A 24,914-nucleotide genomic window follows, 5' to 3' on the forward strand; every position below is an offset into this window, starting at 1 on the left:
AGGCTTCTATCCAAGTAGTTAAATGGAAATGCTATGCAGATTAAGACCGTATCGTTGGGGCTGCTAGTTATGGTGAGTGGGATAATGCCCGGCTGCGACGAGCCCTACTGCACCAGCCGCTTTCTGGATGTGGAAGGAATATCTTTGGTAGCAAGCACCAGCAGCACGCAGCCGGTAGTAGCCAATGCGACAGTGTATTCCATTGCACTACAGCTGAAATGCACCTTGCAAACCAAAGGTTATGGCGTTCAGCTGCCCCAGGGCGGATTCAGGGCCTTCGCTGATTGCAAACCACCTGACTATACCGAGTGGGGCGATTCGGTGGTTGTTACCAGCCGCTTTGATTATGATCTGCAACACCCTGCCGGTACGTCCCTCAATGACCTGCTGGACTTAGAAGCACGTCTGACGAGTGTACAGCAGTTCCATCCAGTCGATTTAGACCAGAATACTTTCCGGTTCTTGCAACGCCCAGCCACTTCTGGACCACAGCAGTTTAGGGTATATTATCGCCAGACAAATGGCGAGGTGTATACCGCCGAAACAGTAGTGATGAACCTACTACGCTGACTAAAATCGCTGCAGGGCATGTGGCATATAATGATTCAGCTACTGCGCGTCTGCACAATACCGACGGAGTATTCAAGAAACGGAGTTATGTTGCGGTAAGCCCCCGACAGTGAATTGCCGGCCCCAATTTAGGTCGGCATGCGTTGGGGGTGTGCGAGTTTAGCTGCACTAACTGACCGCACAGTTTACCATCAAGTGTCAAACACATATGCCAACCCAGCCGGATTACTCGAAACTCACCTTGCCGGAATTGCTGGAAGAAGAAAAAAAGCTCAAGCGTAATGAAATGCTCGCTGCCGCTGCCATAGGGTTTCTGTTGGGAGTTATGGGGTATGGGCTGGTGCGGAATGGGTTTGGGCTGCTGTACACCGCAATTCCCTTGCTCCTGATTTTAGGGATTTACCGGCATTCGCAAGGCCAGAAACTGGTGCTGCAGCAGATCCGGGCGGAAATCGGCCGCCGCCGCCAGGAATAGGGCCGGCTGTATATTGCGCCGCCAGGGACCCGGCCGGCAGCCGGCCCGAAGGACGTGCGGGCTTTCTTGGCGGTCTGAACTTTCACTGAAAATCAAATGGCAAACAAGAGCCTCAGCGGAGACCTAGCGCAGCTTGCCCTAGCCGAGCTGCACTCCCGCAAAAACAAGCTTAAGGGCGCCATCATCGGCCTCGGAATTGTGATGGTAGTGGCCCTAGTGATGGTGCTCTACGCGGCGATAAACAGCAAGAAGTACGCCTTGCTGGCGACGCTGCCGGCCATGTTTCTCTCGCTGCTGCCCAGCGTCATCGTGCTAAGCAAGATCAACAAGGAAATAGCCGCCCGCCCGCCCATCCAGTAGCTACCAGCGCCGCCTCAAATGGCACCAATCTAACCTCCGGGTATGACGACCACTTATCTATTCCACCCGGATATTTTCACTGAAGCCCAAGCCACCATTGCCGCGCTGCTGGCCACTGCCCTACAAGCCGCCGAGGCCGAGCTACTCGCCGACCTGCGCTACCAGCAGCAGCGCCAGCCAGTACAGGCGTGGCTGGCCTACGCCGGTGGCCAGTTGGTGGGCTGTAAGCTGGGCTACGAGCGCCAGCCGGGCCACTACTACAGTTGGCTGGGCGGCGTTCACCCCGATTTCCGGGGCCGGGGCCTGGCCGCCGAGCTGATGCACCGCCAGCACGCCTGGTGCCAGACGCAGGGCTACCGTGCCGTGCGCACCCACACCTACAACCGCTGGCGCGCCATGCTGCTCCTGAACCTGCGCCACGGCTTCGACATCATCGGCACCATGCAGGGGCCCCGCGGGCTGACGATTGTATTGGAAAAGGAGCTGGAGGCGTGATGCGGAGTGCAGCCGTGCAACCTTTGCCGGCAAATAGCTCTCATCCATACGTGCTACTAGAGACCCTGACATTGAGCAGACCTTGAACTGGTGCAAGACATAAAACTGTCTACTTCAACCTATCTGCTATGAAAAAGCTGCTGTTGTGTGCTCTGGCGATAATCGGCCTGCCGGCCTGTGATATATGTGGCCCTTTTGACGAGCAGTTCGGTGACGTCACGGGGCTGACAATGGTGGCAGTACAGCATCGTGCGGGCACAAGTGTTCAGGTGTTGACGGCCGGCCAAAGTGCTTCTGTAGCAGAATTCAAGCTATTAATGCGCCTCAACGTACGGCTGTATAGTGCCGCTCCGGTTCCTACTGGAGGCTTTTCAGCAATGGCATGTGATTACCCTTCGCCATCTTATGAGGCTCAGGTTGATTCCATTACAATTACGAGCCGTTACGACTTCGATGCACAGCATCCGGCCGGTACTTCGCTCAATAGCCTTCTGCGGCTTGATGACGGATACGCGAGCAGCCAACGGCTGTCAGATTTGATGAAGGATCCACAGTATATACCATACCTACAGGATCGTAATCTACAGTTCACGCAGGCCCCGACCAGCTCGGCTACGCAGCAATTCCGGGTGCGCTACCACCAAACCAACGGCGAGGTGTACACTGCCGAAACGGTACCCGTCACCATCCAGCCCTGAGCCGGCCACCATGCGCCTTAAGAAATATTTGATGGCCGCGGCTGCGGTGCCAGTAGCTTTGGCCGGGGCCGCGTTGCTGCCCGCCTGTGCCGACGACGACGACGCCTGCCGCTACGACGCGGTGCCGCGCTTCTACCGCACCCAGGCTGTGGTGCTGGCCGCCAGCAGCCAGCGCACCGGCCAGCAACTGGCCGACAACGAGGCGGTAGCCGCCGCTGACTTGAGGCTAGCTGTGCAGCTCCAGAAAACCTACTACGGCCACCAGCCCGCTCGGCGCTGGCAGCTGCTGCCCGCCGCCTACGCCTGCCCGCCCGCACCCGCGCCTGGCTACCTGGGCACGCCGCAGGTGCTCGATTCGGTGGTGGTGCGCAGCCGCTACCCCTACGATGCGCAGCATCCGGCCGGGGCCTCCCTCAACGACCTGTTGCTGGAAGCCGACACCGGCCAGCCGCTGCCGGCGCGCGCCAGCCGCAGTGCCGAGCCGCAACTGCAGCTGCGGGTGCCGCCCGCCGCGCCCGGCCCCCAGCAGTTTGTGGTGCGTTACCGGCTGTCCGATGGCACAGTGTACTCTGCCCAGACGCCGGTGCTGCAGTTGAGCCGCTGAGGCTATGCCAAAATTTTGTACGGCTGCTTTCGGCTGATTGTCAGGCGCTAACCCGCCCGGAGTTTCGTAACTTGAAGATGGTGTCACCCCATTTCACTGTTACGCATGAAACCAACTCTTACGCTACTAGGTATGGGCTTGGCCATGGCGCTTTCCGGCTGCTTTGCCGCCCGCCAGGCCCGCATCGATTCCGACTACAGCTACACCGGCAACTTCCGCCGCTACCGCACCTACGAGTTCGTGACCGGCGAAGGGCTGGCTGCCGATTCCAGCAAGCTGGGCGAAGCCGTCCGCGACGCCATCCGGACGCGCCTGAAGGTGCAGGGCTACAAGTCCAACAAGCGCCGCCCCGACCTGCTGGTGAACTTCCGGGTGTTTGAAGGCGACATGAAATTTCGGGGCTATCTGCAGGAAGACATCGGCCGCTGGGTGAAGGAAGAGAAGGTGGAAGACGAGGAAACGCCTCCGGACAACCGCCAGGGCTACCAGCCCCAGCGTATTCTGCTGGCCGAGGGCACGCTGCTCATCACCCTCATCGACAACCGCACCAACCGCGCCGTCTGGAACGGCTACGCCTCGGGCGTCACGGTGCCCAAAGGCCCGCAGGGCGAGCTGGTGCTGCGCCGCTCCGTCCGCTCCATCTTCGACCAGTACCGCGTCTTCACCGAAGGCTACCTCGAAGGCAGCCAGATGACGGAAAACTAAGGTCGAAAACGATAGATAAGAATGTCGTTCCCAGTAGAACGTCATTCCCAATAGAACGTCATTCCGAGCAGAGCGAGGAATCTCGCTAGTGTGGTAGAATCAGTTACCACACTAGCGAGATTCCTCGCTCCGCTCGGAATGACGTTCTTTCGTTACCTGTCACCTCATCACCTCATCACCTCATCCACCATTCCGCACCCGAATCAGCTCGGCGGCTACGCTGATGGCTATTTCCTCGGGGGTGCGGCTGTGGATGGGCAGGCCGATGGGGGCGTGGATGCGGTTGAGCGCTGCTTCGTCGAGGCCGGCGGCGCGCAACTCCTGGAGCAGATGCGCTATTTTGGCGGTGCTGCCCATCAGGCCCAGGTAGCGCACCGGGTGGTGCAGCAGCTGGCGCACGGCCACGGCATCGGTGCGGTAGCCCACGGTCATAATCACGACGTACTGGTGCGGGCCGGTCGGCACTTCGTGGGCCAGCTGCTCGTAGGGCACCGTGCGGCGGTGGTGGGCGTAGTGGTTGCGGAGCTGGGTGGGCAGCTCAGGCCGGTCGTCGAGCACCGTCAGGCCGAAATCCAGCGTGCTCATCACCCGCGACAAAGCCAGCGCCACGTGCCCGCCGCCCACGATGGTGAGCTGGTCGCGGAAGCCGAGGCGCTCCACGTAGTGCCAGTCGGGGCCGGGGTGGTAGTGCGTGTCGGTGGGGGCTGGCAGCAGGCGCAGCCTGGTGCCGGCCGATGCCTCCCAGGCGGCGCTGCCGGTGTGGCGCAGGCACTGCCCGCAGGCCTCCGCGGCAGCCAGATCCGACGGGAGCAGTGGCAGCAGCAGAATCTCCTGCTCGCCCGAGCAGATCATGCCCGAGCGGTCGGTGGGGGAGTGGGCGCGGTGCACCTGCCGCCGGATTTCGGGAGCGTGGGGGCCGCGCTGCAGGCGGGTCCGCATCAGCTCCACTAGCTTGTGCTCCATGATGCCGCCGCCAATGGAACCCACCGTTTCGGTGGCCGTCAAACTCAACTTGAAGCCCTGCCGGCCGGGGCTGGAGCCCTCACTGCGCACTACGCACAGCAGCGCCACCGGCACTCCCGCCCGCAGACTGGCCGTGGCGTGCTCCCACACGGGCAGGTCGCGCGGCGAGTTGGGGTGAGAAATGGGCGACGGATAATCGAGGTAAGCCACTGGAAGAGGAATGCTAGAAAGGTAGTGCTGCCGCCGTCGGAACGGAAAGGAACAACCACTACGTCAGCCACACGGCGCTCAGGGCGTAGTACACAGCCATCAGCCCCGAAAACAGGGCGCTGGCCACAAAGCGCCAGCGGGCTGAAACGTGGTTCTGAATCAGGTAATTAGCCGTAAACGACACCGGAATATTGAGCAGAAACGACCGGCCTGCCACCGCCAGTAGCCCCCACGACACCTCCTGCCACAGCCCCGAAAACAGCTTGATAAACAGCAGGTGACGAGCAATCCAGAGCGGGTTGAAGTAGAGCAGCGACAAAGCCGCCCGCGTCAGCCGGCGCCGCAAACCGGGCGCGGGCGGCACCTGCCGGTCGATCCAGCGGAAGTAGGCCGGCACTTCCAGCGAGTAGAGCGTGCCGCCCACCAGCGCCATGCCGCCCAGCCGGCCCCAGGAAAACTGGTGCAGCAGCAGCGCCGCGGCCGTGTCGCCGGCCGCGTAGATTACGAGGCCACGGAGGTGGTTGCGGAGCTGGATTTCCAAGCCGGAACAGATTCGGAGTCAGGATAAAGAGAAAGCAGCACCTTTTCCGGCGTCATCGGAGCCGAAAACGGCAGCGCCGTATGCCCCTGGAAGGCCCGCACCGCGTCGCGCAGGGCGAAGTAGGTGCCGATGCCGTACATGAGCGGTGGCTCGCCCACGGCCTTGGAGCGCAGGATGGCCTTGGGGTGGCCCGGCGTGTCGAGGAAATGCACGTCGAGAACCCGGGGGGCGGCGTAGATGTCGGGTATCTTGTAGCTGTTCAGGGAGTTGCTGAGCATGCGGCCCTCGGCGTTGTAGGCCACTTCTTCCATGGTCATCCAGCCGATGCCCTGCACCGCGCCGCCCTCAATCTGGCCCCGGTCGATGACTTCGTTGAAGCTCTGGCCGAAATCGTGAGCAATGCGCAGGGCATCCACGGTGTAGGTGCCGCGCAGGCAGTCCACCGTCACGCTGGTGAGGGCCGTGCCGTACACGTGGTAGGCGAAGGGGTGGCCCTGGTTCACGGTGGCGTCGAAATGCAGGTCGGGGGTGGCGTAGTGGGCGTTTTCGGTGAGGGCCACGCGCTTCCAGAATGCCGACGACACCAGCTTCTCCCAGTTGGTATCGGCGGGCACGCCGGCGGCCAGTACCTGCTCGTCGTGGATTTCGAGGCCCTCGTAGTTGAGCGTGTACTCGGTGCTGGCGTGCTCCAGCAGGCGCTTGCGCAGGGCGGCGCAAGCCATTTCGGTGGCCTTGCCGTTGAGGTCGGCGGTGGCGCTGGCGGCGCTGGGCGAGGTGTTGGCCACCCGGGTGGTATTGGTGGTTTCGATTTTGATGCGTGAAATCGAAATACCCAGCGTGCGGGCCGCCACCTGCGCGATTTTCGTGTTCACGCCCTGGCCCATCTCCACCGCGCCCGTGCTGATGCCCACCGAGCCGTCGGAATAGATGTGCACCAGCGCCCGCGTCTGGTTCATGGGCGTTTTGGTGAACGAGATGCCGAAGCAGATGGGCATCACCGCGAAGCCCTTCTTCTTCAGTTTATTGGTTTGGTTGAACTGCTCAACTTCGGCCCGCATGCCGGCCAGGTCGAACTCGCGGGCGGCCGTGTCCCAGGCCTGCTCGGCGTGGCACATTTCGGCCGCCTGCCGGTACGAGAACAGGTCGCCCTCGCGCAGCAGGTTGCGCCGCTGCAACTCGTAGGTGGGCAGGCCCAGCTCCTCGGCCGCCTTGGCCAGGGCCGACTCCATCACGAACATGCCCTGCGGCCCGCCGAAGCCCCGGAAAGCCGTATTCGGCGGCAGGTTGGTGCGGCACGAAAAGGCCGTGGCCGTCACGTTAGGCACAAAATAAGCGTTGGTGGCGTGGAAGAGCGTGCGCTCCATCACGGCCGGCGAGAGGTCGGCGGCAGCGCCCGCGTTCTGGTAGAAGGTGACTTCGTAGGCCACGATTTTGAGGTCCTTATCGAAGCCGATTTTGAAATCGGACGAGTAGGGGTGGCGCTTGCCGGTCATGCGCATGTCGGCCATGCGGTCGAGCACTAGCTTCACCGGCTTTTTGGTGACGAAGGCGCCCAGCGCGGCCAGCGCGCCCCAGGGCGTGGCCTGGTCTTCCTTGCCGCCGAAACCGCCGCCGAGGCGCGTCACGTCCACTTCCACCTGATGCATGCCCAGGCCCAGCACGTGGGCCGTGTGGCGCTGCACGGCCGTGGGCCCCTGCGTGGAGGAAATCATGCGCACGCCGCCCATTTCGGTGGGGAAGGCGTAGGCGCCCTGCGTTTCGATGTACAGATGCTCCTGCCCGCCGCTCTCGGCCACGCCCTCGAACACGTGCGCGCACGAAGCCCAGGCCGCCGCCGAATCGCCGATTTTGAAGGTGCGCGGCGGTACAATTAATTCGCCCTGTGCGGCCGCCACCCGCGGGTCGGTGATGATGGGTAGCGGGTCGATTTCGACCTTGATGAGCTTGAGGGCGGCGTGGGCCTGCGCCTCGGTGCGGGCCAGCACCAGCGCCACCGGCTGCCCCCGGAAATGCACGTGCCCCTCGGCCAGCAGCGGCTCATCGGCCACGATGCCGCCAATCTGGTTGATGCCGGGAATGTCGGCCGCCGTGAGCACGCGGGCCACGCCGGGCGCCGTCAGCGCGGCGCTGAAATCGAGGCTGCGGAGCACGCCGTGGGCCAGCGGGCTTTCAAACACGGCTGCGTAGAGCGTGCTCTGCTGCACGGGCACGTCGTCGAGGTACTGCGATTCGCCGCGCACGTGGCGGTTGGGGTCGAGGTGGTTCATAGCTTGGGCTCTTGGGCGTCGTTCCAGAAGAACGTCATGCAGAGCGCAGCGAAGCATCTCGCCAGCGCAACTAATTCAATCGAAAAACAATCTTGATTACTGCGGCACGCGAGATGCTTCGCTGCGCTCTGCATGACGTTCTAAATCAATTCATCCACCGCCAGCTCCGGCGCAAATTCCAGGAAATGCGCCCACAGCAGCTGGCGCAGCAGCAGGCGCTTGTAGTCGGCGGTGCCGCGCACGTCGGAAATCGGGCTGATTTCTTCCTGCATCACGGCGTTGGCGGCGGTTAGGGTTTCGGCCGACAGCTCGTGGCCCTGCAGAAACTCGCTGGTGCGGGCCAGCAGCAGCGGCACCGGCCCCACGCCGCCGGCCGAGATGCGGGCCGCCTGGATGATGCCGTTGTCGACCCGCAGCCAGGCGGCGGAGTTCACGCTGGCAATGTCGAGGTGGGTGCGTTTGGAGACTTTCTCGAAGTGGAAGAAGTCGCTGGCCAGCGGGGTGGGGAAGCTGATTTCGGTCACCTGCTCGTCGGGGGCTTTCGCCAGCCTTTTGTAGCCCAGGTAGAGGTCGGGCAGGGCCAGATCGCGGGTGTGGCCGGCCGCGTCGAGCAGCGTGACGGACGCGCCCAGGGCCAGGAACATGATGGTGAGGTCGCCGATGGGCGAGCCGTTAATGAAGTTGCCGGCTACCGTGCCCATGTTGCGGATGGGCGTGCTGCTCACCAGCTTCAGGTACTGCGGCAGCCGCGGCAGCAGCCCGCGCAGCAGCTCCGATTCGAGCAGCTTGCTGGCGGTGGTGGCGGCGCCCAGCACCACGCGGCCGGTGGTTTCGTGGCGGATGCCGCGCCGGCCGGGCTGGTCGAAAATCAGCCGCACGCCGGGCTGCTCGCGCAGCTCTTCGAGGCGCTGCACCAGCAAATCGGTGCCGCCGCCCAGCAGGGCGTGGGTAAATGGTTTGGTGCTGCCTTCGTGGCCGTGGTCGTTCTGGTTTTGGGCGTGGCCGTTGGGTGAGGTCGAAACCGAGCTGCCGCCGTTGGCGTGGGCGGTAGCCGAAGCTGCTATTGCTGCTGAAGAATCTGCCGACGCATTAGAATCTGCCGACGCATTGGCTTCAACGGAGCGTAGCTTGGCGAGTTGGGCCGGGATTTCGGCAAAGTAGCCGGGCACAAACTGCTTCTCGCTGAGCCAGGCCAGGGCGTTTTCGGTCGGGCGCTGTTCCAGCTCGGCGGTGAGCTTGGCGGCGGCGCGCTCCAGGCTCTTGTAGCCCGTGCAGCGGCAAATGTTGCCGTCGATGGCCGCGATGGTGCTTTTCTCGGTGGCCAGCGTGCTGCTCAGGCTGTGGCCGGTTAGCGACATCACGAAGCCCACCGTGCAGAAGCCGCACTGCGAGCCGCCTTCGTCCACAATGGCCTGCTGCACCGGTGTGAGCTGGCTGCCGGCTGCGTTGATGCCTTCCACCGTCACGATGTGCTTGCCGGCGGCGTTGCCCAGCGGCGTGAGGCAGCTGGTCATGCTCTGGTAGTTTACCGTCTGGCCGTCGGCGCTCAGCTCGCCGACCAGCACGGTGCAGGCGCCGCAGTCGCCCTCGCGGCAGCCGATTTTGGTGCCCTTCAGCTGCTCATGGTAGCGCACGAAATCGAGCAAGGCGCTGGCCGGGGCCTCATGGGTGCGGATGGGCTGGTCGTTGAGGAGAAATTCAAGCATAATTGGGGAATTTTCTGGAGCAGGGCGGACAAGATACACAGGTTTAGTGGTTTCTCCGGCCCTGAGCGCTAAGTGACTGCGCTGTAGCGTCTGCCGGATTATCTGCCCCATTGGCTCGCCAAAGCCCATATCCGTCGGACGCAGGGCCGCGGCCGGGCTGCCGGATGGCGCGGCCGAAACCCGGCTTTGGCCGGAGTCGTTATCTTGCCCAACCGGCATGAACGTACACCTGCAGCAAATCCTCGACAATCCCCTGGCCGCGCTGGCCATCGTGGGCAATCTGGTCATCATCGAAAGCCTGCTTTCCGTTGACAACGCGGCCGTGCTGGCCACCATGGTCGGCGACCTGCCCAAGGAGCAGCGCCAGAAGGCCCTGCGCTACGGCATCATCGGGGCCTACGTGTTTCGGGGCGTGTGCATCCTGTTTGCCTCGTTCCTGATTGAGTTCTGGTACCTCAAGCCACTCGGCGGCCTCTACCTGCTCTACCTGGCCTACGACCATTTCCGGGGCCACGCGGCATCTGAGGATGACGACGGCCCCGACAAGCGTAAGAGCCTGGTGTACCGCTACACGCTGGGGCTGCTGGGGCCGTTCTGGGCCACGGTGGCCCTGATTGAGCTGATGGACTTGGCCTTTTCCATCGATAACGTGTTTGCCGTGGTGGCCTTCACCGACAACCTGATCCTGATTTGTACCGGTGTGTTTATTGGCATTCTGGCCATGCGGCTGGTGGCGCAGGCGTTTGTGCTGCTGATGGCCAAATACCCGTTCCTCGAAACGGCCGCCTTCGTGGTTATCGGGCTGTTGGGCCTGAAACTGCTGCTGTCGTTGGTGGAGCACTTTCAGCCTGATTCTGCCTTCAGTCACTTCCTGAGCAGCGAAGCCGCCGACGCCGGCCTGACCGTGCTGACAGTGGCCATCTTTGGGGTGCCGCTGCTGGCGTCGTGGCTGAAAAACAAGCGCCGCGCGCCACAGTAGCCCACTGTTTCACAGCAGGAAGCTGTAAGAACGATGTAGAGACGCAATATTTTGCGTCTCGTCGTTGAACGGTCTTGCTTGTGCGGTTCAAACAACATCAGCAACGACGAGACGCAAAATATTGCGTCTCTACATCGTTCACGGCTCATGCAAACGGCCCGGTAGCTACAAACTACCGGGCCGTTTGCATGGGCCACGTTGCCGCTACCGGCGGCTGTTGGGCACGCGGAACTGCACGCCCACGCTGGGCACGAATGTGAAGCCGCTGAGCTTGCCAGTGGCGTTGTTGAGCAACCGGTAGGTGCCGTAGTTCTGGTAGTACACGCCCACCGACGGCAAAAAGTACACGTAGCGGTATCCCACTTTGGCGCTGGCAAAGGCCCCGAACGAATTGTAGCTCACGCGCTGCTCGGGCAGGCTGGGTACCTTGCCGCCCGGCGTATACACTTTCTGGTTTTCGAACCCGTAGCGCAGAAAGGAGCGCGAGTACACCAGCCCGTAGGAAAACGCCCCGATTTCCTCTTCCGGCCCGAAGGAATGGCTGACGACCAGCGGCACAATCAGGTCTTTGCGCGAGGCGCTGAAGCCCAGGGCGTCGGAGATGGTACTCAGGTAGGGGATGCTTGGGAGCTTGGCGCGCTGGGTGGCAAACTGCAGTCCGATGCTGCCGTAGGTGGCACCGGCCGCGCCCTGGGGCCGCTCGGGCGTGCCGGTGGGGCCCATAAACTGGTACATGGCGTCGAAGACGTGTGAGCCGAACGCGTACTTGTAGCCCACGTCGAACCGGTCGTAGATGCCATAGCGCAGGTAGAGGTCGGGGGAGGCGCGCAGCGGGTCGAGGGTGTAGGCCAGGGCCGCCAGCTGCAGGTTGTCGATGGTGCGGGAGTAGCCGACGGTGTCTTTGTTGCCAACGGCTTCGGCGGCCGATTTCAGTGTGGCGCCGGTCTGGCTGATGGTTTCGGAGGCAATGTTGAACGACACGTTGCCGCCGCCCCGGAACTCGCCGCGCGGCGTCACCTTGCCGGTGCTGACGATGTTGCGCGGGGCCGAGCAGGCGCCGGCCAGCAGCGACGTGGCGGCCGCCAGGGCCAGGGCAGGACGGGAAAAGACGGAGCGGTTCATACGCGGGCGGAGAGAGGCAAAGAGCAGAAAGGGAGAGAAGCGGCGGCGCAACGGCCAAAACCGGGCCGAAAGTTAGGAACATGCGGGGTGCTCTGCCTGCCTTCCGCCAAAATAAGCCGGGCGCCGCCCGCCCGCAGCCGGAACGAAAACGCGCAGCCCGTGGTATCTTCCCTGACGAAAGCACTGCCGGTTAAACCCATTGGCAGGTTGAGCCTCAGTTAATTTGATGCCGCCTTTCGGCCTGCCGCCTATGCCCCGACTCCTACTCATCCTTCTGCTGCTGTTGCTGCCACCGGTGCTGCGGGCCGGCGGGTCGCCTTCGCCGGTGGCCACGGTCTACGTGTTTCTGGCCGACACCTGCCCCATCAGCCAGAACGCTACACCCACGCTGCGGGCTCTGCACACAACCTATGCGCCGCGCGGCGTGCGGTTTGTGGGCGTGTTTCCGGCCCCGCAGATGCGCCCGGCCGATGTATTGCTGTTCCAGAAGCAGTACCCGCTGCCGTTTCCGCTGCGCCTCGATGCCGGCCAGCAGTTCACGCGCCGCCTGGGCGCCCGTATCACGCCCGAAGTGGTGGTGCTGGCCCCCGACGACGCCACCGTGCTCTACCAGGGCCGTATTGATGATGCCTACGCCAGTCTGGGCCAGCGCCGCACCGTGGTGCAGCACCACGAGCTGCGCGACGCGCTGGCCGCCATTGTAGCCCGCCAGCCGGTGCCGGTACCGCGCACCGAGGCCGTGGGCTGCTTTGTGGCTACGGCCTTGGGCAGCCGCTGAACCTGATTTTGAAACTTGTGCCTATCTGAAATCCTACCCGTCCCGATGAAACACCTTGTACGCCTTGCGCTGCTGCTGCTCGCCGGCCCGGCGCTGGCCCAGCAGCCTCAGCTCACGTTCAGCGAGCATATTGCGCCCATCATCTACCAGCACTGCACGTCCTGCCACCGCACCGGCGAGGTGGCGCCGTTTCCGCTGGCCAGCTACCAGGACGTGGTCAGCCACGCGCCTACCATCAAGTTCGTGACCGGCATCCGGTACATGCCGCCCTGGAAAGCAGACCCCAACTACTCGCACTTCCTCGACGAAAACACGCTCACCGACTCGGAAATCCAGAAAATCCGGGAGTGGGTGGATGGCGGCATGGCCCGCGGCAACCCGGCCCTGGAGCCGGCGCTGCCCACGTTCCCGGCCGGCTCACAGCTGGGTACGCCCGACCTGGTGGTGCCGATGGCCCAGAAGTTCACCCACCAAGGCAACCTGCAGGATTTGTACCGGGTGTTTGTGCTGCCCACCCGCCTGCCCGCCGGCCGCGACGTGGCGGCTGTGGAGTTCCGGGCCGGCAACAAGCGCATCACCCACCACGCCATCATCGGGATGGACACCACGCAGCGGGCCCAGGCCCTGGATGCGCAGGACCCCGGCTACGGCTACACGCGCTTCGGGGGCTTCGGCTTTTCGGCTACTGAGGAGAACTGGGCCGGCTGGGTGCCGGGCGCCACGGCCCGCTATTTCCCCAACGGGCTGGGCAAAAAGCTGCCCCGCAACGCCAGCATCCTGGTGCAGGTGCACTACGGCCCCACGGCCCTCACTCAAACCGACTCGTCGGTGGTGAACGTGTTTTTCAGCCGCCAGCCGGTGCAGCGCTACGTCCAGACGTTTCCGTTGTCGCCGCTTAACCTCACCAACGGGCCATTCGTCATCCCGGCCGGGCAGGTGAAAACTTTCCACGCCGAGCTGCAGGTGCCCGTGGATGTGAGCCTGGTGAGCGTGCTGCCCCACGCGCATTTGCTAGGCAAGAAGTGGCGCATTTGGGCCGTGAAGCCTTCCGGCGACACCATCCGCATCATCAAGATCAACGACTGGGACTTCAACTGGCAGGGCGCCTACCGCTTCCCGCGCCTGCTGAAAATCCCGGCCGGCTCGCGCCTCATGGCCGACGCCACCTACGACAACACCGCCAACAACCCCCGCAACCCGTTCTCGCCGCCCCAGACCGTGCAGTGGGGCGAACAAACCACGGCCGAAATGCTGCTGGCCTACCTCGACGTGGTGCCCTACCGCCCCGGCGACGAGAACATCGTGCTCAGCAACCAGTCGGCGCAGGAGCTGCTGCGTCGGCCCGAGGCGCGGCTGTATCCGGTGTACCCCAATCCGGCCGCAGCCGTCGCGGTGACTATCGGCTTCAGCTTGCCCGAAGCCACGGCCGTGACGGTGCTGCTGACCGATGCGCAGGGCCGCGTGGTGCGCCAGCCGGCCCAGGGCCAGCGCTACGCCGGCGGCACCCACACGCTGGAGCTGCCCACCACCGGCCTGGCCGCCGGCCTGTACCTGGTGAAGCTGCAGACGCCTGATTTCACCCAGACCCAGAAGCTGGTGCTGCTGAAGTAGCTCAACTGGGGCTAGCGAGCTATTTCCCCTCCTTGGAAAGGAGGGGTTAGGGGTGGTTGACCTTGCGTCAGAACGGTACTAGAGCTAGTTTTAAAACTGTTCTTTCGGCCATCAACCACCCCTAGCCCCTCTCCAAGGAGGGGAACTAGCTTTAGTTTTCACTGTCCTCAATGTGAGTAGCTTGTTTTTACAAGTTGTTACTATTCAGTTTGTCTGAAATGCAAAACGCTCTGCCGACTGGCAGAGCGTTTTGCATGTAGGCTGATGCGCCGCCGACCCGATTTATGGGGCAAAAGCGTGCCGTTGGCGCAGGGTCAGGCGTTAATTCTTCATTTTTAGCCCGCATTTACTGACTACCCGATGAACATACTATACGGAGTGCCCGGCGAGGGAATGGGCCACGCCACCCGCAGCAAGGTGATAATTGCGCATCTGCTGGCGCAGGGGCACGAGGTGAGCGTGGTGAGCAGCAGCCGGGCGTACCAGCTGCTGGCGCGCACGTTTCCGGGCCGAGTGCACGAAATCCGGGGCTTTCATCTGGCCTATAAGGATGTGGTGGTGAGCAAAGCCCGCACCGCCGCCCTCACTCTACGCACCGCCCCCGAGAGCCTGCTCACCAACTTCCGCCGCTACCGCAACCTGCCCGGCGCCGAACAGTTTGACTGCGTGATTTCCGACTTCGAGTCGTTCAGCTACCTGTTTGCCCGCTGGAAGCAACTGCCGGTCATCAGCATCGACAATATGCAGATTATCAGTCGGGCACGGCTGGATGTGGCGGTGCCGGCTGAAGAGAGGGGCAACTTTGAAGTCGCCCGCGGGATTGTGCGGGCCAAGCTGCCGCGCAGCCACCATTACTTTGTCAGTACGTTTTTCCCGCTGCCGGTGGTGCGGCCGGCCACCACGCTGGTGCCGCCTATCATCCGGCCAGAGATTCTGGCGGCGCGCCCCACGACTGGCTCACACGTGCTGGTGTACCAGTCGGCCACCACGCAGCAGGGGCTGGTTCCGCTGCTGCAGGCGCTGCCGGGGCAGGAGTTTCGAGTGTACGGCTTCAACAAAGAGGAGCACCACGGCAACGTGCAGCTCAAGGCCTTCAGCGAGCAGGGCTTCATCGAAGACCTGGCCTCGGCCCGCGCCGTCGTCACCAACGGCGGCTTTTCACTGATCAGCGAAGCGGTGTACCTGCACAAGCCCATCTGCGCCGTGCCCATCCCCGCACAGTTCGAGCAGTTCCTCAACGCCGCCCAGGTACAAAAGCTAGGCTACGGCCGCCACTTCGAAACCCTGACTCCCGACAACCTGAAAGCGTTTCTCTACGACCTGTCCGGCTTCGAAACAGCCCTGAGCGCCTACAAGCAGGACGGCAACCAGGAACTGTTCCGACAGCTGGACGAAGCACTGAACGCGCTATAAAAGCCGTACCGCGAAGTTCCACTTCGCGAAGCGCCTGCACCGTTTGTGAGTAACCCCAACGGCCCCAGCGTTTCGCGAAGTGGAACTTCGCGGTACAAGTAATCGTCCACAAAATCCGATGAATCCGCCCAATCCGGAAAAATCCGTGATTAGAAGATTTTGCCCGGGTTCAGAATGCCGTGGGGGTCGAACACGCGCTTGATGCCGCGCATCAGCTCCAGGTTGGTGTCGGGCAGGGCAATGCCGATGTAGCCTTTCTGCACCAGCCCGATGCCATGCTCGCCGGAGATGGTGCCGCCCAGCTTCACGCACAGCTCGAAGATTTCGGTGATAGGCTGGCGCAGACCCACGTTCCACATTTCGTCATCCAGGTCGCCGCGGATGATGTTGACGTGCAGGTTGCCGTCGCCGGCGTGGCCGTAGCAGACGCTCTTGAAGCCGTAGCGCGCCCCAATTTCCTTGACGCCACTCAGCAGCGTGGGCAGTTCAGCGCGGGGCACTACCGTGTCTTCCTCCTTATACACCGAGTTGTAACGCACCGAGTTGCCGATGTTGCGCCGGATGCGCCAGAGCTCGTCTTTCTGGGTGGCGTTGTCGGCCAGCAGAATTTCGTCTACGTCGTAGTTTTCCAGCACACCATATACCTGCTCGGCCTCCTTATAGAGCTCGTCCAGGTCCTGCCCGTCCAGCTCGATGAGCAGATGGGCCGCAATGTCGTCGGGCAGCGTGAGCGGAATCTTCAGGTACTCCGACGACCAGGCAATGGCCTCGCGCTCCATAAACTCCATACCCGACGGGATGATGCCCGCCCGGAACACCGCCGATACGGCCTCGGCCGCCTGCGTCACCTGCCGGAAAGGCACTAGCATCAGAATGTTGTGCTTGGGGTAGGGGAGGAGGCGGAACACCACTTTGGTGATGATGCCCAGCGTGCCTTCCGAGCCCACCATGAGCTGGGTGAGGTTGTAGCCGGTGGAATTTTTGAGCGTGTTGGCAGCAGTCCAGATGATGTCGCCGGTGGGCAGCACCACCTGCAGGTTCAGCACGTAGTCGCGGGTGGTGCCGTATTTTACGGCTTTGGGGCCGCCGCTGCTGTGGGCCAGGTTGCCGCCCAGAAAGCAGCTGCCCTTGCTGGCCGGGTCGGGCGGATAGAACAGCCCCACGGCTTGCACCGCTTGCTGAAACGCCTCATTCACCACGCCCGGCTCCACGGTCGCCTGCAGGTTGCGCTCATCAATCTGGATGATCTGGTTGAGGCGCTCGGTGCTCAGCACCACGCCGTGGTGGATGGGCAGCGCGCCCCCGCTCAGGCCCGTGCCGGCGCCGCGCGGCGTCACCGGAATCCGGTGCTGGTGGCAGAGGCGCACAATCTGACTGATTTCTTCGGCGTTAGCGGGGCGCAGCACCACGTCGGGGGCGAAGTGCAGGTCCTCGGTATGGTCGCGGCCGTAGTCGGCGTAGGTGTCGGCGGTGGCGGCAGCTTCGGCGCGCTGGGCCGTGAGCACGTGCTGCGGGCCCACGATGGCCTCGAAGGCGACGAGCAGCTCGGGGGTGAGGGAGTTGAAATCCATATATAGAAACGCCAAATGGCTGTTTTGCCTATCTTTGACCCAATGCGGGACCCTGGAACGAAGGTACAGTATACGACGCACAGACGCGTTTGGTGGCCACTGTTGATGATGGCGCTGGTAGGCTGGCTGGCCGGCTGCAGCGCCCCCAAGAAAGTAAACTACCGCAACGGCCGCTACCACTCGGCCCGCGACATGGCCCGCATCAAGGCCGAGGAACGCCGCCGTGGCGGCCGGCCGATGGCCAAATCCAAGTCCAAGGCTACCACGCCTTCCGGCAAAGCCAAAATCGTGACCAAGCACCGCAGCACGCCGGCCAATGCCAGCCGCGCCATCGTCACGGTCATCGAAACGGCCCGCTCTTTTCAGGGCACTCCTTATAAGTACGGCGGCACCTCGCGCCTGGGCATGGACTGCTCGGGCCTGCTCTACAATGCCTTTGCCGCCATTGATGTGGCCATTCCGCGTTCCAGCAACGAGCAGGCCATCTGGGGTACCCCCGTGAGGCCGCAGGATCTTAAGGCCGGGGATTTGGTATTTTTCGGAGCCTCGCCGGGCAGCAGCACCATCACGCACGTGGGTCTGGTGACGGAAGCCACGCCGGAAGGCGTGCAATTTATTCACGCATCCAGTTCGTCAGGAGTTGTGGAAAACAGTCTGGAAACCGACTACTACTTAAGCCGCTACATCAAAGCAGTACGGCCCGTATTGTAGAAATTCCCAACTACCTTTGTGTAGCAGAACGAACTTTTTCCCGGGTTACGAATCATAACAATTCTACAATGGGATTTTGGTGGTTATAACCGTACTTTTGCGCCGGATTTAAGAAGCTCCCCTCTTTTCTCACCAATACCCCCTTTTATGAAACACCAACGTTTACTCCATCTTCTGGTGCTGTTGCTGACGCTGCTGTCGGCACGCACTGGTTGGAGCCAGGGTGCCACTACCTCCGCCATGAACGGGGTTATCACGGACAAAGAAGGCTCGGGCTTGCCCGGCGCTACGGTTATTGCCGTGCACACGCCTACCAACACGCAGTACGTAGCGCCTACTAACTCCGAGGGCCGCTACAACATCCAGAACATGCGCGTGGGTGGGCCGTATTCGGTTCGCATCACGTTCGTGGGCTACAAGGATGCAAACCGGGAAGGTATCTTCCTGACGCTGGGCCAGAACCTGCGTCTCGACATCAACCTGAGCGAAGCCACCACTGAACTGGCCGGCGTAACGGTGACCGGTACCCAGGACCGCGTAATCAGCGCAGGCCGCACGGGTGCTGAAACCACCATTTCGCGCGAGCAGATCCAGCGTCTGCCCACGCTGAACCGCAGCCTGCAGGACTTCGTGCGCGTGTCGCCGCAGTCGAACGGTGGCGGTAGCAGCTCTATCGGTGGCTCCAACAACCGCTACAACAACATCACCATCGACGGCGCCGTGAACAACGACGTATTCGGTCTGGCTCCTACGGGTACGCCCGGTGGCCAGTCGGGCACGCAGCCAATCTCGCTGGACGCTGTACAGGAAATCCAGGTAGTAGTTGCGCCTTATGACGTAACGCTGGGTAACTTCACCGGCGGTGGCGTAAACGCTGTAACGCGTTCCGGTACCAACGACATTTCGGCTTCGATCTACGGCTTCGGCCGCAACCAGCGCATCGTAGGCAAAAGCATCACGGAGCCCCGCACCAAAGCGGCCGACTTCTACAACTACCAGACTGGTGCCCGCGTAGGTGGCGCCATCGTGCGCGACAAGGTGTTCTTCTTTGCCAACGCTGAAATCAGCCGCCGCAACGAGCCCCTGGGCTTCGTGCCCGGTGCTTCCGATTCGCGCATCGACCTGAACGTTATCAACACCATTGCTGCTACTGCTGCTGAGCGCTACGGCTATAACGTGGGCGACTTCGGTAACCTCACGCGCCGCACGGAAAGCACCAAAATCTTCGGTCGTCTGGACTTCAACCTTTCCGACAACCACCAGCTTACGGTACGCCACAACTTCATTGATGCCTTCGACGACAACATCACTCGTTCGTCGACGCAAATGCGTTTTGGTAGCAATGCCTACAAATTCAACAACGTAACGAACAGCACGGTAGCGGAACTCAACAGCCGTTTCGGCGCTACTTCCAACAAGTTGCTGCTCAGTTACTCGCGTATCCGCGACACCCGTGACGTACCCGGCTCACTGTTCCCGACCTTCGAAATTACTGAAGCAGGCAACCGCTATACTTTCGGTACGGAGCGTAGCTCGGGTTTCAACGAGCTTGACCAAGATATCCTCGAACTCACCGACAACGTAACCCGCGCCGTTGGCAAGCACACCTTCACGCTGGGCACGCACAACGAGTTCTTCAAGTTTCGCAACCTGTTCATCAACAACGGGGTGGGCTACTACCAGTTCAACACGCTGGCTGACTTCACGGCTGCTACGCCCCGCGTAAACCGCCTGCAGGCTGCCTACGCCCGCGCCGATAACGGCGAAGCCAAGTTCAGCGCTATGCAGTTCGGTGTATATCTGCAGGATCAGTACTCACCCGCTGAAAACCTGCGTCTGACGCTGGGTGCTCGTCTGGATGTGCCGTTCTTCTTCGACAAGCCTGGCTTCAACCAAGGTGTAACGGACCAGTTCGGTCCTAACATCCGCACCGACAATGTGCCGAACGGCCAGTTGCTGTTCGCTCCCCGCGCTGGTTTCAACTGGGACGTAAACAACGACGCCCAGATTCAGGTGCGTGGTGGTACGGGTATCTTCACCGGTCGTGTACCGTTCGTGTGGATTTCCAACAGCTTCACCAACAGCGGCCTGATCCAGGGTGCAGTGGATGCTCGCCCAATCGGCACGGCTCCTAACATCACCTACCCGCCCGTAGTAACCGACCCAACGCAGATTCCAACTGTTTTCTCAACGGCTCCTTACTCGCCGGTGCGGACTTCGGAAATCAACGTACTGGAGAAGGATTTCAAACTGCCCCAGGTATGGCGTACCAACCTGGCCGTTGACTTCCGCCTGCCCGGCGACGTAGTGGCTACCCTGGAAGGTATCTACTCGAAGACCCTCAACGACATCTACTACCGCAACATCAACCTGGTGGCGCCAACCGGCCGCCTGATTGGCCCTGACCAGCGCCCGACGTATCCAACGGCCCGCCAGGTAAATGGCACGAACTATACCAACGTTCTGTTGCTCGACAACACCAACAAAGGCTACCGCTACAACGGTACCGTACAGCTGCAGAAAAACTTCACGAACGGTCTGAACACGTCGGCGGCTTATACCTATGGTATGTCGAAAGAGGTGAACAGCGGTGCTAGCAGCACGGCTCTCTCCAACTGGCAGTTCAACCAAGTGCAGTACGATCCTAACAACCCGGAGCTGGGCTTCTCGCGCAACGACCAGCGTCACCGCGTGTTGCTGACCGGTGGCTACACCTTTAAGTATGCTGGCGACAAACTGGCTACCAACATCTCGGCCATCTACGAAGGCCTGGCAGGTGCTCCGATTGCTTACGTATACGGCCAGGGTGGCCGCGACCTGAACAACGACGGCGCCTTCACCAACGACCTGATCTACATCCCTCGTGATGCCCGCGACGCCAACGAAATCAACATCGTGACCAGCGGCACGACCGATACGCGTACGGTAGCTCAGATCCGCGAGCAGTTGGAAGCCTTCATCCAGAACGACCCGTACCTGCGCAACCACCGCGGCCAGATTGCTGAGCGCTTTGCCGCCCGCACGCCTTGGTCGCATCAGGTGGATATCCGCATCGCGCAGGATTTCAACTTCACCGCCGGCGACAAGAAGAATACCATTCAGGTGAGCTTCGACATCCAGAATGTAGGCAATCTGCTCAACAAGGATTGGGGCCGTCAGTACTCGGTACCCAACAACGCTGTTGAGCTGCTGCGTCCGGAAACGACGGGTGCCAACAACGTGCGTCCTTCCTTCTCGTTCCCCGCTACGTTTGCCGCCAACGGCAACCGCGGCTACGACTTTGCTCCCTTCGCTTCGCGTTGGCAGGGTCAGCTGGGCGTACGCTACATCTTCAACTAAGCGTCTAGCACAGAATACCGCAAAGAGCGGCCGGAGATATTCTCCGGCCGCTCTTTTTTTTATCCTCTAATCTGCTAGAGCGTAATCTGGTGTTTGTGGTTTAGTTGTTGAAAATCAGTTATGTGTATTATTGGCTATATTTAGTTTAATAACATTTTAATAATGCGAAACGTCGGCGGCCATGGGGTAATTTTGCACAGTTTTCACCAACTGCTTTTTATGAAACGCACCTTTTACCAGAGCTTCTTATTGCTGCTGCTGTTGCTGATTTCGGCACCGGCAGCTTGGAGCCAGGGCACTACCTCATCGGCTATGAACGGCGTGATTACGGACAAGGGCGGCTCGGGCCTGCCCGGTGCCACCGTCATTGCCGTGCACACGCCTACCAACACGCAGTACGTAGCCCCCACCAACTCCGAGGGCCGCTACAACATCCAGAACATGCGCGTGGGTGGCCCCTATACGCTGCGCATCACGTTTGTGGGTTACAAGGATGCCAACCGGGAAGGTATTTTCCTGACGCTGGGCCAGAACCTACGCCTCGACATCAACCTGAGCGAAGCCACCACTGAGCTGGCCGGCGTAACGGTAACGGGCCGCGAGAATCCGGTGATCAACGCGGGCCGCACGGGCGCTGCTACCACTGTGCAGCGCGAGCAGATTGAGCGCCTGCCCACCATCAGCCGTTCCTTCGACGACTTCACCCGCCTCACGCCCCAGGCTAACGGCCAGAGTTTCGGCGGCCGCAACGGCGGCTACAACAACATCACCATCGACGGCGCCATCTTCAACAACTCCTTCGGCTTGTCGCCTACGGTAGGCGGCCAGGCCAATGCCCAGCCGATTTCGTTGGACGCCATCGACCAGATTCAGGTGAGCATCGCGCCCTACGACGTGCGCCAGGGCTCGTTTACGGGCGCTGGCATCAACGCCGTGACGCGCAGTGGCACCAACAAGTTCAGCGGCTCGCTCTACGGCTTCTACCGCAACCAGGACTTCGTGGGCAGCAAGGTGGGCGACTTCGAGCGCGACTTCCCCAACTTCAACCTCAAGAACTTCGGCTTCCGGGCCGGCGGCCCCATCATCAAGGACAAGCTGTTCTTCTTCGTGAATGCCGAGCAGGAAAAGCGCATCGACCCGCCGACCGGCAACTTCATTGCCAACCGCGACGGTGCCCCTGCGCCCGGCAGCAACTCCACCACGTCGGCCGCTTCGGTTCGCGACCTGGACATTCTGCGCAACTTCCTCCGCGACAACTACGGCTACGATGCCGGCGCCTACGAAAACTACGACCTGCGCTCCTTCAGCCGCAAGGCCACGGCCAAAATCGACTGGAACATCAGCGACCAGCACCGCTTCAGCGTGAAGTACAACTACCTGAAGTCGTACCGCGACGTGCCGCCGAGCGGTTCGGGCGCCATCGGGCCCGCCAACATTGGCCGCTCCCAATCGCAGTTCGGTCTGCCGTTCGCGTCGTCGTACTACGTCATCAACAACAACCTGAACTCGGTGATTGCCGAGCTGAACAGCACGTTCAGCACCCGCTTCGCCAACAACCTCACGGCTGGCTACTCGGCCTTCCGCGACTTCCGTGAGAGCCTGGGCGGCGGCAGCTTCCCGCTGGTTGACATTGGCACGGCTACCACCCGCACGGCGGCTGGCGGCGGCGTTTCGGCCGCCAACAACTACACCTCGTTTGGCTACGAGCCCTTCACGGCCAACAACGTGCTCAACTCCGACGTGTACCAGATCGGCGACAACTTCACGGCCTTCCTAGGTAAGCACAACGTGACGGTGGGCACCTACAACGAGTTCTACAAGTTCACCAACGGTTTCTCGCCTAACTACTACGGCGCCTATACCTTCAACGGCCTCGACGACTTCTACGCGGCGGCCCGCACCACGGCTGCTCCGCTGGGCTACACCCGCAACGCCGCCGGCGTGCCCGTAGCCAACACCACCGGCACTCTGGCTTTCCCGCAGCGCTACAATCTCTCGTACTCGGCCCTGCCCGATGGCTCGTTCCCTTTTGCGGTGACGAAAGCAGCCCAGCTGGGCCTCTACGTGCAGGATGAGTGGAGCCCGCTCGACAACCTGAAGGTGACGGCCGGCATCCGCGGCGACCTGCCGATCATCTACTCGGAAATTGCTCGCAACGAAAACGCGGCCAACCTGACGTTCCGCAACGGCGTGAAGCTGGAAACCGACAAGCTGCCCGACCGCAAAGTGCTGCTCTCGCCCCGTATCGGCTTCAACTGGGACGTGAACAACGACCAGAAAACGCAGGTGCGCGGCGGTACGGGTATTTTCACCGGCCGTATTCCGTTTGTGTGGCTGTCCAACCAAGCCGGCAACAACGGCGTGCAGTTTGGCTCTTTCTCCCGCAGCGGTGCCCAGGTTTCGGCGCCCACGGCCCTCAACTATTTCGACCCGAACGTGGATGCCTACCGCCCCAGCGGCGCGGCGCCCAACACCCAGTACAACCTGGCCGTAACCGCCCGCGACTTCAAGTTCCCGCAGGTATGGCGCTCCAACCTGGCCATCGACCAGGAGCTGCCCGGTGGCATCATCGGTACGCTGGAAGCCCTCTACACGCGTGACCTGAATGCCGTGTACTTCGAAAACGTGAACCTGCCTAACCCCGTGGGCCGCGCCAACGGCCCCGATAACCGGCCGATTTTCTACACGTTCGGTACGCCCAACGCCAGCGGCCTGTACACCGGCAGCGGCCTGATCCAGAACAACCGCATCTACAACGGCCAGGGCGGTGTGTCGCCGGCTAACCCCATCATCACGGACGCCATCCTGATGAAGAACACCAGCAAGGGCTATTCCTACACCCTCACTGGCCATCTGCAGAAGTCGTTCAGCAATGGCCTCTACGCCAGCGCCGCCTATACCTACACCGATTCGCGCTCCGTGAACGACGGCGGCAGCATCGCCCAGACCAACTGGCGCGACCGGCCCGTAGCCGGCGACCCCAACGACAACGTGCTGAGCTACTCCAACTTCCTGCAGCAGCACCGCGTCATTGCCTCGCTGTCGTACCGCCGCGAGTACCTGGAGCACCTGGGTACCACCATCTCCATGTTCTTTGAGGCCGCTCCGGCCGGCCGCTTCTCCTACACTTATGCCGGCGACATGAACGGCGACGGCTCGGGCGGCGCTGGCAACGACCTGATGTACATTCCACGCAACCAGAGCGAGATTGTGCTCCGCGATATTGCCATCCCGGCTAACCAGGGCGGTGGCACCTACACGGCTGCCCAGCAGTGGACCGACCTGAACGCCTACATCGAGCAGGACAAGTACCTGAGCAAGCGCCGCGGTGAGTACGCCGAGCGCAACGGCGCCGTGCGCCCCTGGCAGAACCGCCTCGACGTGCGGTTGCTGCAGGATATCTTCACCAACCTCGGCGAAAACAAGAACACCCTGCAGCTGAGCGTGGACGTGTTCAACTTCGGCAACTTGCTCAACCGTAACTGGGGCACCTTCCAGACGGCCAACGTGTCGAACCCGTTGTCCTTCGCCGGCTACGACCAGCAGGGGCGCCCCAACTTCACGTATCCGTACCTGACCAACCCGAGCATCGTTACGCCGGCTTCGGGTACTACGCCAGCCGTAGTGTCGCCGGGCGTGCCGCTCACCAAGACTTTCCGCAACGAAACCGGTGGTCTGGGCTCGCGCTGGCAGGCCCAGGTGGGTGTGCGCTATATCTTCAACTAAGCCAACGGTTTAGGTTGAAAAAATGGGCTGGCGCTAGCGCCAGCCCATTTTTATTTTCAAAAAACAGCGT

Annotated in this window: 20 protein-coding genes; 14 read left to right on the forward strand and 6 right to left on the reverse strand. The window is 61.9% G+C overall.

The genetic code is table 11. The features are described from left to right. Positions 1 to 33 precede the first annotated feature (33 nt). From O9Z63_RS01480 to O9Z63_RS01510, 7 genes are all read left to right on the forward strand, one after another. Complete coding sequence (locus O9Z63_RS01480) at positions 34 to 570, forward strand: hypothetical protein (protein ID WP_270127494.1); 537 nt, start codon at positions 34 to 36, stop codon at positions 568 to 570. A 208-nt stretch (positions 571 to 778) separates the two neighbouring features. Then, a complete protein-coding gene (locus O9Z63_RS01485) occupies positions 779 to 1,045 on the forward strand; it encodes a hypothetical protein (RefSeq protein ID WP_270127495.1) in 267 nt (88 codons plus the stop codon). Positions 1,046 to 1,141: 96 nt separating this feature from the next. Beyond that, positions 1,142 to 1,405 (forward strand): hypothetical protein, encoded by a 264-nt coding sequence (locus O9Z63_RS01490; RefSeq protein ID WP_270127496.1) that lies wholly within the window; start codon positions 1,142 to 1,144, stop codon positions 1,403 to 1,405. Between the two features lie 42 nt (positions 1,406 to 1,447). Continuing rightward, positions 1,448 to 1,900 carry a GNAT family N-acetyltransferase gene (locus O9Z63_RS01495; protein WP_270127497.1) on the forward strand — a complete coding sequence of 151 codons (453 nt, stop codon included), beginning with the start codon at positions 1,448 to 1,450 and terminating at the stop codon, positions 1,898 to 1,900. A gap of 128 nt (positions 1,901 to 2,028) precedes the next feature. Then, on the forward strand, positions 2,029 to 2,598 hold the full coding sequence (locus O9Z63_RS01500) for a hypothetical protein (protein ID WP_270127498.1): 570 nt from the start codon (positions 2,029 to 2,031) through the stop codon (positions 2,596 to 2,598). 10 nt (positions 2,599 to 2,608) lie between these two features. Then, entirely contained in the window at positions 2,609 to 3,202 is a 594-nt protein-coding gene (locus O9Z63_RS01505; protein WP_270127499.1) for a hypothetical protein, read from the forward strand. A 105-nt stretch (positions 3,203 to 3,307) separates the two neighbouring features. Next, entirely contained in the window at positions 3,308 to 3,907 is a 600-nt protein-coding gene (locus tag O9Z63_RS01510) for a DUF4136 domain-containing protein (RefSeq protein WP_270127500.1), read from the forward strand. A 180-nt stretch (positions 3,908 to 4,087) separates the two neighbouring features. Here O9Z63_RS01510 and O9Z63_RS01515 read toward each other — a convergent pair whose 3' ends face one another. From O9Z63_RS01515 to O9Z63_RS01530, 4 genes are all read right to left on the reverse strand, one after another. Further along, the gene (locus tag O9Z63_RS01515; RefSeq protein WP_270127501.1) at positions 4,088 to 5,080 is read right to left on the reverse strand and encodes an XdhC family protein; all 993 of its coding nucleotides are present in this window, start codon (positions 5,078 to 5,080) and stop codon (positions 4,088 to 4,090) included. A 58-nt stretch (positions 5,081 to 5,138) separates the two neighbouring features. After that, positions 5,139 to 5,621 carry a hypothetical protein gene (locus O9Z63_RS01520; protein WP_270127502.1) on the reverse strand — a complete coding sequence of 161 codons (483 nt, stop codon included), beginning with the start codon at positions 5,619 to 5,621 and terminating at the stop codon, positions 5,139 to 5,141. Next, positions 5,582 to 7,888 (reverse strand): xanthine dehydrogenase molybdopterin binding subunit, encoded by a 2,307-nt coding sequence (locus O9Z63_RS01525; protein WP_270127503.1) that lies wholly within the window; start codon positions 7,886 to 7,888, stop codon positions 5,582 to 5,584. Before O9Z63_RS01525 ends, O9Z63_RS01520 begins: the two co-directional genes overlap by 40 nt. A gap of 140 nt (positions 7,889 to 8,028) precedes the next feature. Next, on the reverse strand, positions 8,029 to 9,594 hold the full coding sequence (locus O9Z63_RS01530; RefSeq protein WP_270127505.1) for an FAD binding domain-containing protein: 1,566 nt from the start codon (positions 9,592 to 9,594) through the stop codon (positions 8,029 to 8,031). Positions 9,595 to 9,811: 217 nt separating this feature from the next. On the opposite strand from O9Z63_RS01530, the gene O9Z63_RS01535 reads away from it, so the two are divergent. Continuing rightward, entirely contained in the window at positions 9,812 to 10,573 is a 762-nt protein-coding gene (locus O9Z63_RS01535; RefSeq protein WP_270127506.1) for a TerC family protein, read from the forward strand. A gap of 204 nt (positions 10,574 to 10,777) precedes the next feature. Here O9Z63_RS01535 and O9Z63_RS01540 read toward each other — a convergent pair whose 3' ends face one another. Further along, positions 10,778 to 11,695 carry a hypothetical protein gene (locus tag O9Z63_RS01540; protein WP_270127507.1) on the reverse strand — a complete coding sequence of 306 codons (918 nt, stop codon included), beginning with the start codon at positions 11,693 to 11,695 and terminating at the stop codon, positions 10,778 to 10,780. A gap of 250 nt (positions 11,696 to 11,945) precedes the next feature. Here O9Z63_RS01540 and O9Z63_RS01545 point away from each other — a divergent pair, with 250 nt between their 5' ends. The 3 genes from O9Z63_RS01545 to O9Z63_RS01555 all read left to right on the forward strand — a co-directional run bounded on the left by O9Z63_RS01545 (position 11,946) and on the right by O9Z63_RS01555 (position 15,497). Next, a complete protein-coding gene (locus O9Z63_RS01545) occupies positions 11,946 to 12,473 on the forward strand; it encodes a redoxin domain-containing protein (RefSeq protein ID WP_270127508.1) in 528 nt (175 codons plus the stop codon). 45 nt (positions 12,474 to 12,518) lie between these two features. Further along, positions 12,519 to 14,084 carry a T9SS type A sorting domain-containing protein gene (locus tag O9Z63_RS01550; protein WP_270127509.1) on the forward strand — a complete coding sequence of 522 codons (1,566 nt, stop codon included), beginning with the start codon at positions 12,519 to 12,521 and terminating at the stop codon, positions 14,082 to 14,084. A gap of 360 nt (positions 14,085 to 14,444) precedes the next feature. Continuing rightward, positions 14,445 to 15,497 (forward strand): MJ1255/VC2487 family glycosyltransferase, encoded by a 1,053-nt coding sequence (locus O9Z63_RS01555; protein ID WP_270127510.1) that lies wholly within the window; start codon positions 14,445 to 14,447, stop codon positions 15,495 to 15,497. Between the two features lie 149 nt (positions 15,498 to 15,646). Here O9Z63_RS01555 and O9Z63_RS01560 read toward each other — a convergent pair whose 3' ends face one another. Continuing rightward, the gene (locus O9Z63_RS01560) at positions 15,647 to 17,068 is read right to left on the reverse strand and encodes an FAD-binding oxidoreductase (protein ID WP_270127511.1); all 1,422 of its coding nucleotides are present in this window, start codon (positions 17,066 to 17,068) and stop codon (positions 15,647 to 15,649) included. Between the two features lie 105 nt (positions 17,069 to 17,173). Here O9Z63_RS01560 and O9Z63_RS01565 point away from each other — a divergent pair, with 105 nt between their 5' ends. The 3 genes from O9Z63_RS01565 (at position 17,174) to O9Z63_RS01575 (ending at position 24,844) form a co-directional block, all read left to right on the forward strand. After that, positions 17,174 to 17,779: a C40 family peptidase gene (locus O9Z63_RS01565; RefSeq protein WP_270127512.1), complete on the forward strand. Its 606-nt coding sequence runs from the start codon at positions 17,174 to 17,176 to the stop codon at positions 17,777 to 17,779. 147 nt (positions 17,780 to 17,926) lie between these two features. Continuing rightward, positions 17,927 to 21,118, forward strand: coding sequence for a TonB-dependent receptor (locus O9Z63_RS01570; protein WP_270127513.1), 3,192 nt, complete (start codon positions 17,927 to 17,929; stop codon positions 21,116 to 21,118). 219 nt (positions 21,119 to 21,337) lie between these two features. Then, on the forward strand, positions 21,338 to 24,844 hold the full coding sequence (locus tag O9Z63_RS01575) for a TonB-dependent receptor (protein WP_270127514.1): 3,507 nt from the start codon (positions 21,338 to 21,340) through the stop codon (positions 24,842 to 24,844). Positions 24,845 to 24,914 lie beyond the last annotated feature (70 nt).

The sequence above is a fragment of the Hymenobacter yonginensis genome, assembly GCF_027625995.1.
Lineage (GTDB): Bacteria > Bacteroidota > Bacteroidia > Cytophagales > Hymenobacteraceae > Hymenobacter > Hymenobacter yonginensis.

Excerpts from the sequence above, each read along its gene's own strand:
- O9Z63_RS01530 (WP_270127505.1), bottom strand. The coding sequence starts at position 9,594 with ATGCTTGAATTTCTCCTCAACGACCAGCCCATCCGCACCCATGAGGCC.
- O9Z63_RS01550 (WP_270127509.1), top strand. The coding sequence starts at position 12,519 with ATGAAACACCTTGTACGCCTTGCGCTGCTGCTGCTCGCCGGCCCGGCG.
- O9Z63_RS01510 (WP_270127500.1), top strand. The coding sequence starts at position 3,308 with ATGAAACCAACTCTTACGCTACTAGGTATGGGCTTGGCCATGGCGCTT.
- O9Z63_RS01505 (WP_270127499.1), top strand. The coding sequence starts at position 2,609 with ATGCGCCTTAAGAAATATTTGATGGCCGCGGCTGCGGTGCCAGTAGCT.
- O9Z63_RS01540 (WP_270127507.1), bottom strand. The coding sequence starts at position 11,695 with ATGAACCGCTCCGTCTTTTCCCGTCCTGCCCTGGCCCTGGCGGCCGCC.
- O9Z63_RS01555 (WP_270127510.1), top strand. The coding sequence starts at position 14,445 with ATGAACATACTATACGGAGTGCCCGGCGAGGGAATGGGCCACGCCACC.
- O9Z63_RS01525 (WP_270127503.1), bottom strand. The coding sequence starts at position 7,888 with ATGAACCACCTCGACCCCAACCGCCACGTGCGCGGCGAATCGCAGTAC.
- O9Z63_RS01495 (WP_270127497.1), top strand. The coding sequence starts at position 1,448 with ATGACGACCACTTATCTATTCCACCCGGATATTTTCACTGAAGCCCAA.
- O9Z63_RS01490 (WP_270127496.1), top strand. The coding sequence starts at position 1,142 with ATGGCAAACAAGAGCCTCAGCGGAGACCTAGCGCAGCTTGCCCTAGCC.
- O9Z63_RS01485 (WP_270127495.1), top strand. The coding sequence starts at position 779 with ATGCCAACCCAGCCGGATTACTCGAAACTCACCTTGCCGGAATTGCTG.
- O9Z63_RS01570 (WP_270127513.1), top strand. The coding sequence starts at position 17,927 with ATGAAACACCAACGTTTACTCCATCTTCTGGTGCTGTTGCTGACGCTG.
- O9Z63_RS01480 (WP_270127494.1), top strand. The coding sequence starts at position 34 with ATGCAGATTAAGACCGTATCGTTGGGGCTGCTAGTTATGGTGAGTGGG.
- O9Z63_RS01535 (WP_270127506.1), top strand. The coding sequence starts at position 9,812 with ATGAACGTACACCTGCAGCAAATCCTCGACAATCCCCTGGCCGCGCTG.
- O9Z63_RS01545 (WP_270127508.1), top strand. The coding sequence starts at position 11,946 with ATGCCCCGACTCCTACTCATCCTTCTGCTGCTGTTGCTGCCACCGGTG.
- O9Z63_RS01565 (WP_270127512.1), top strand. The coding sequence starts at position 17,174 with ATGATGGCGCTGGTAGGCTGGCTGGCCGGCTGCAGCGCCCCCAAGAAA.
- O9Z63_RS01500 (WP_270127498.1), top strand. The coding sequence starts at position 2,029 with ATGAAAAAGCTGCTGTTGTGTGCTCTGGCGATAATCGGCCTGCCGGCC.
- O9Z63_RS01560 (WP_270127511.1), bottom strand. The coding sequence starts at position 17,068 with ATGGATTTCAACTCCCTCACCCCCGAGCTGCTCGTCGCCTTCGAGGCC.
- O9Z63_RS01575 (WP_270127514.1), top strand. The coding sequence starts at position 21,338 with ATGAAACGCACCTTTTACCAGAGCTTCTTATTGCTGCTGCTGTTGCTG.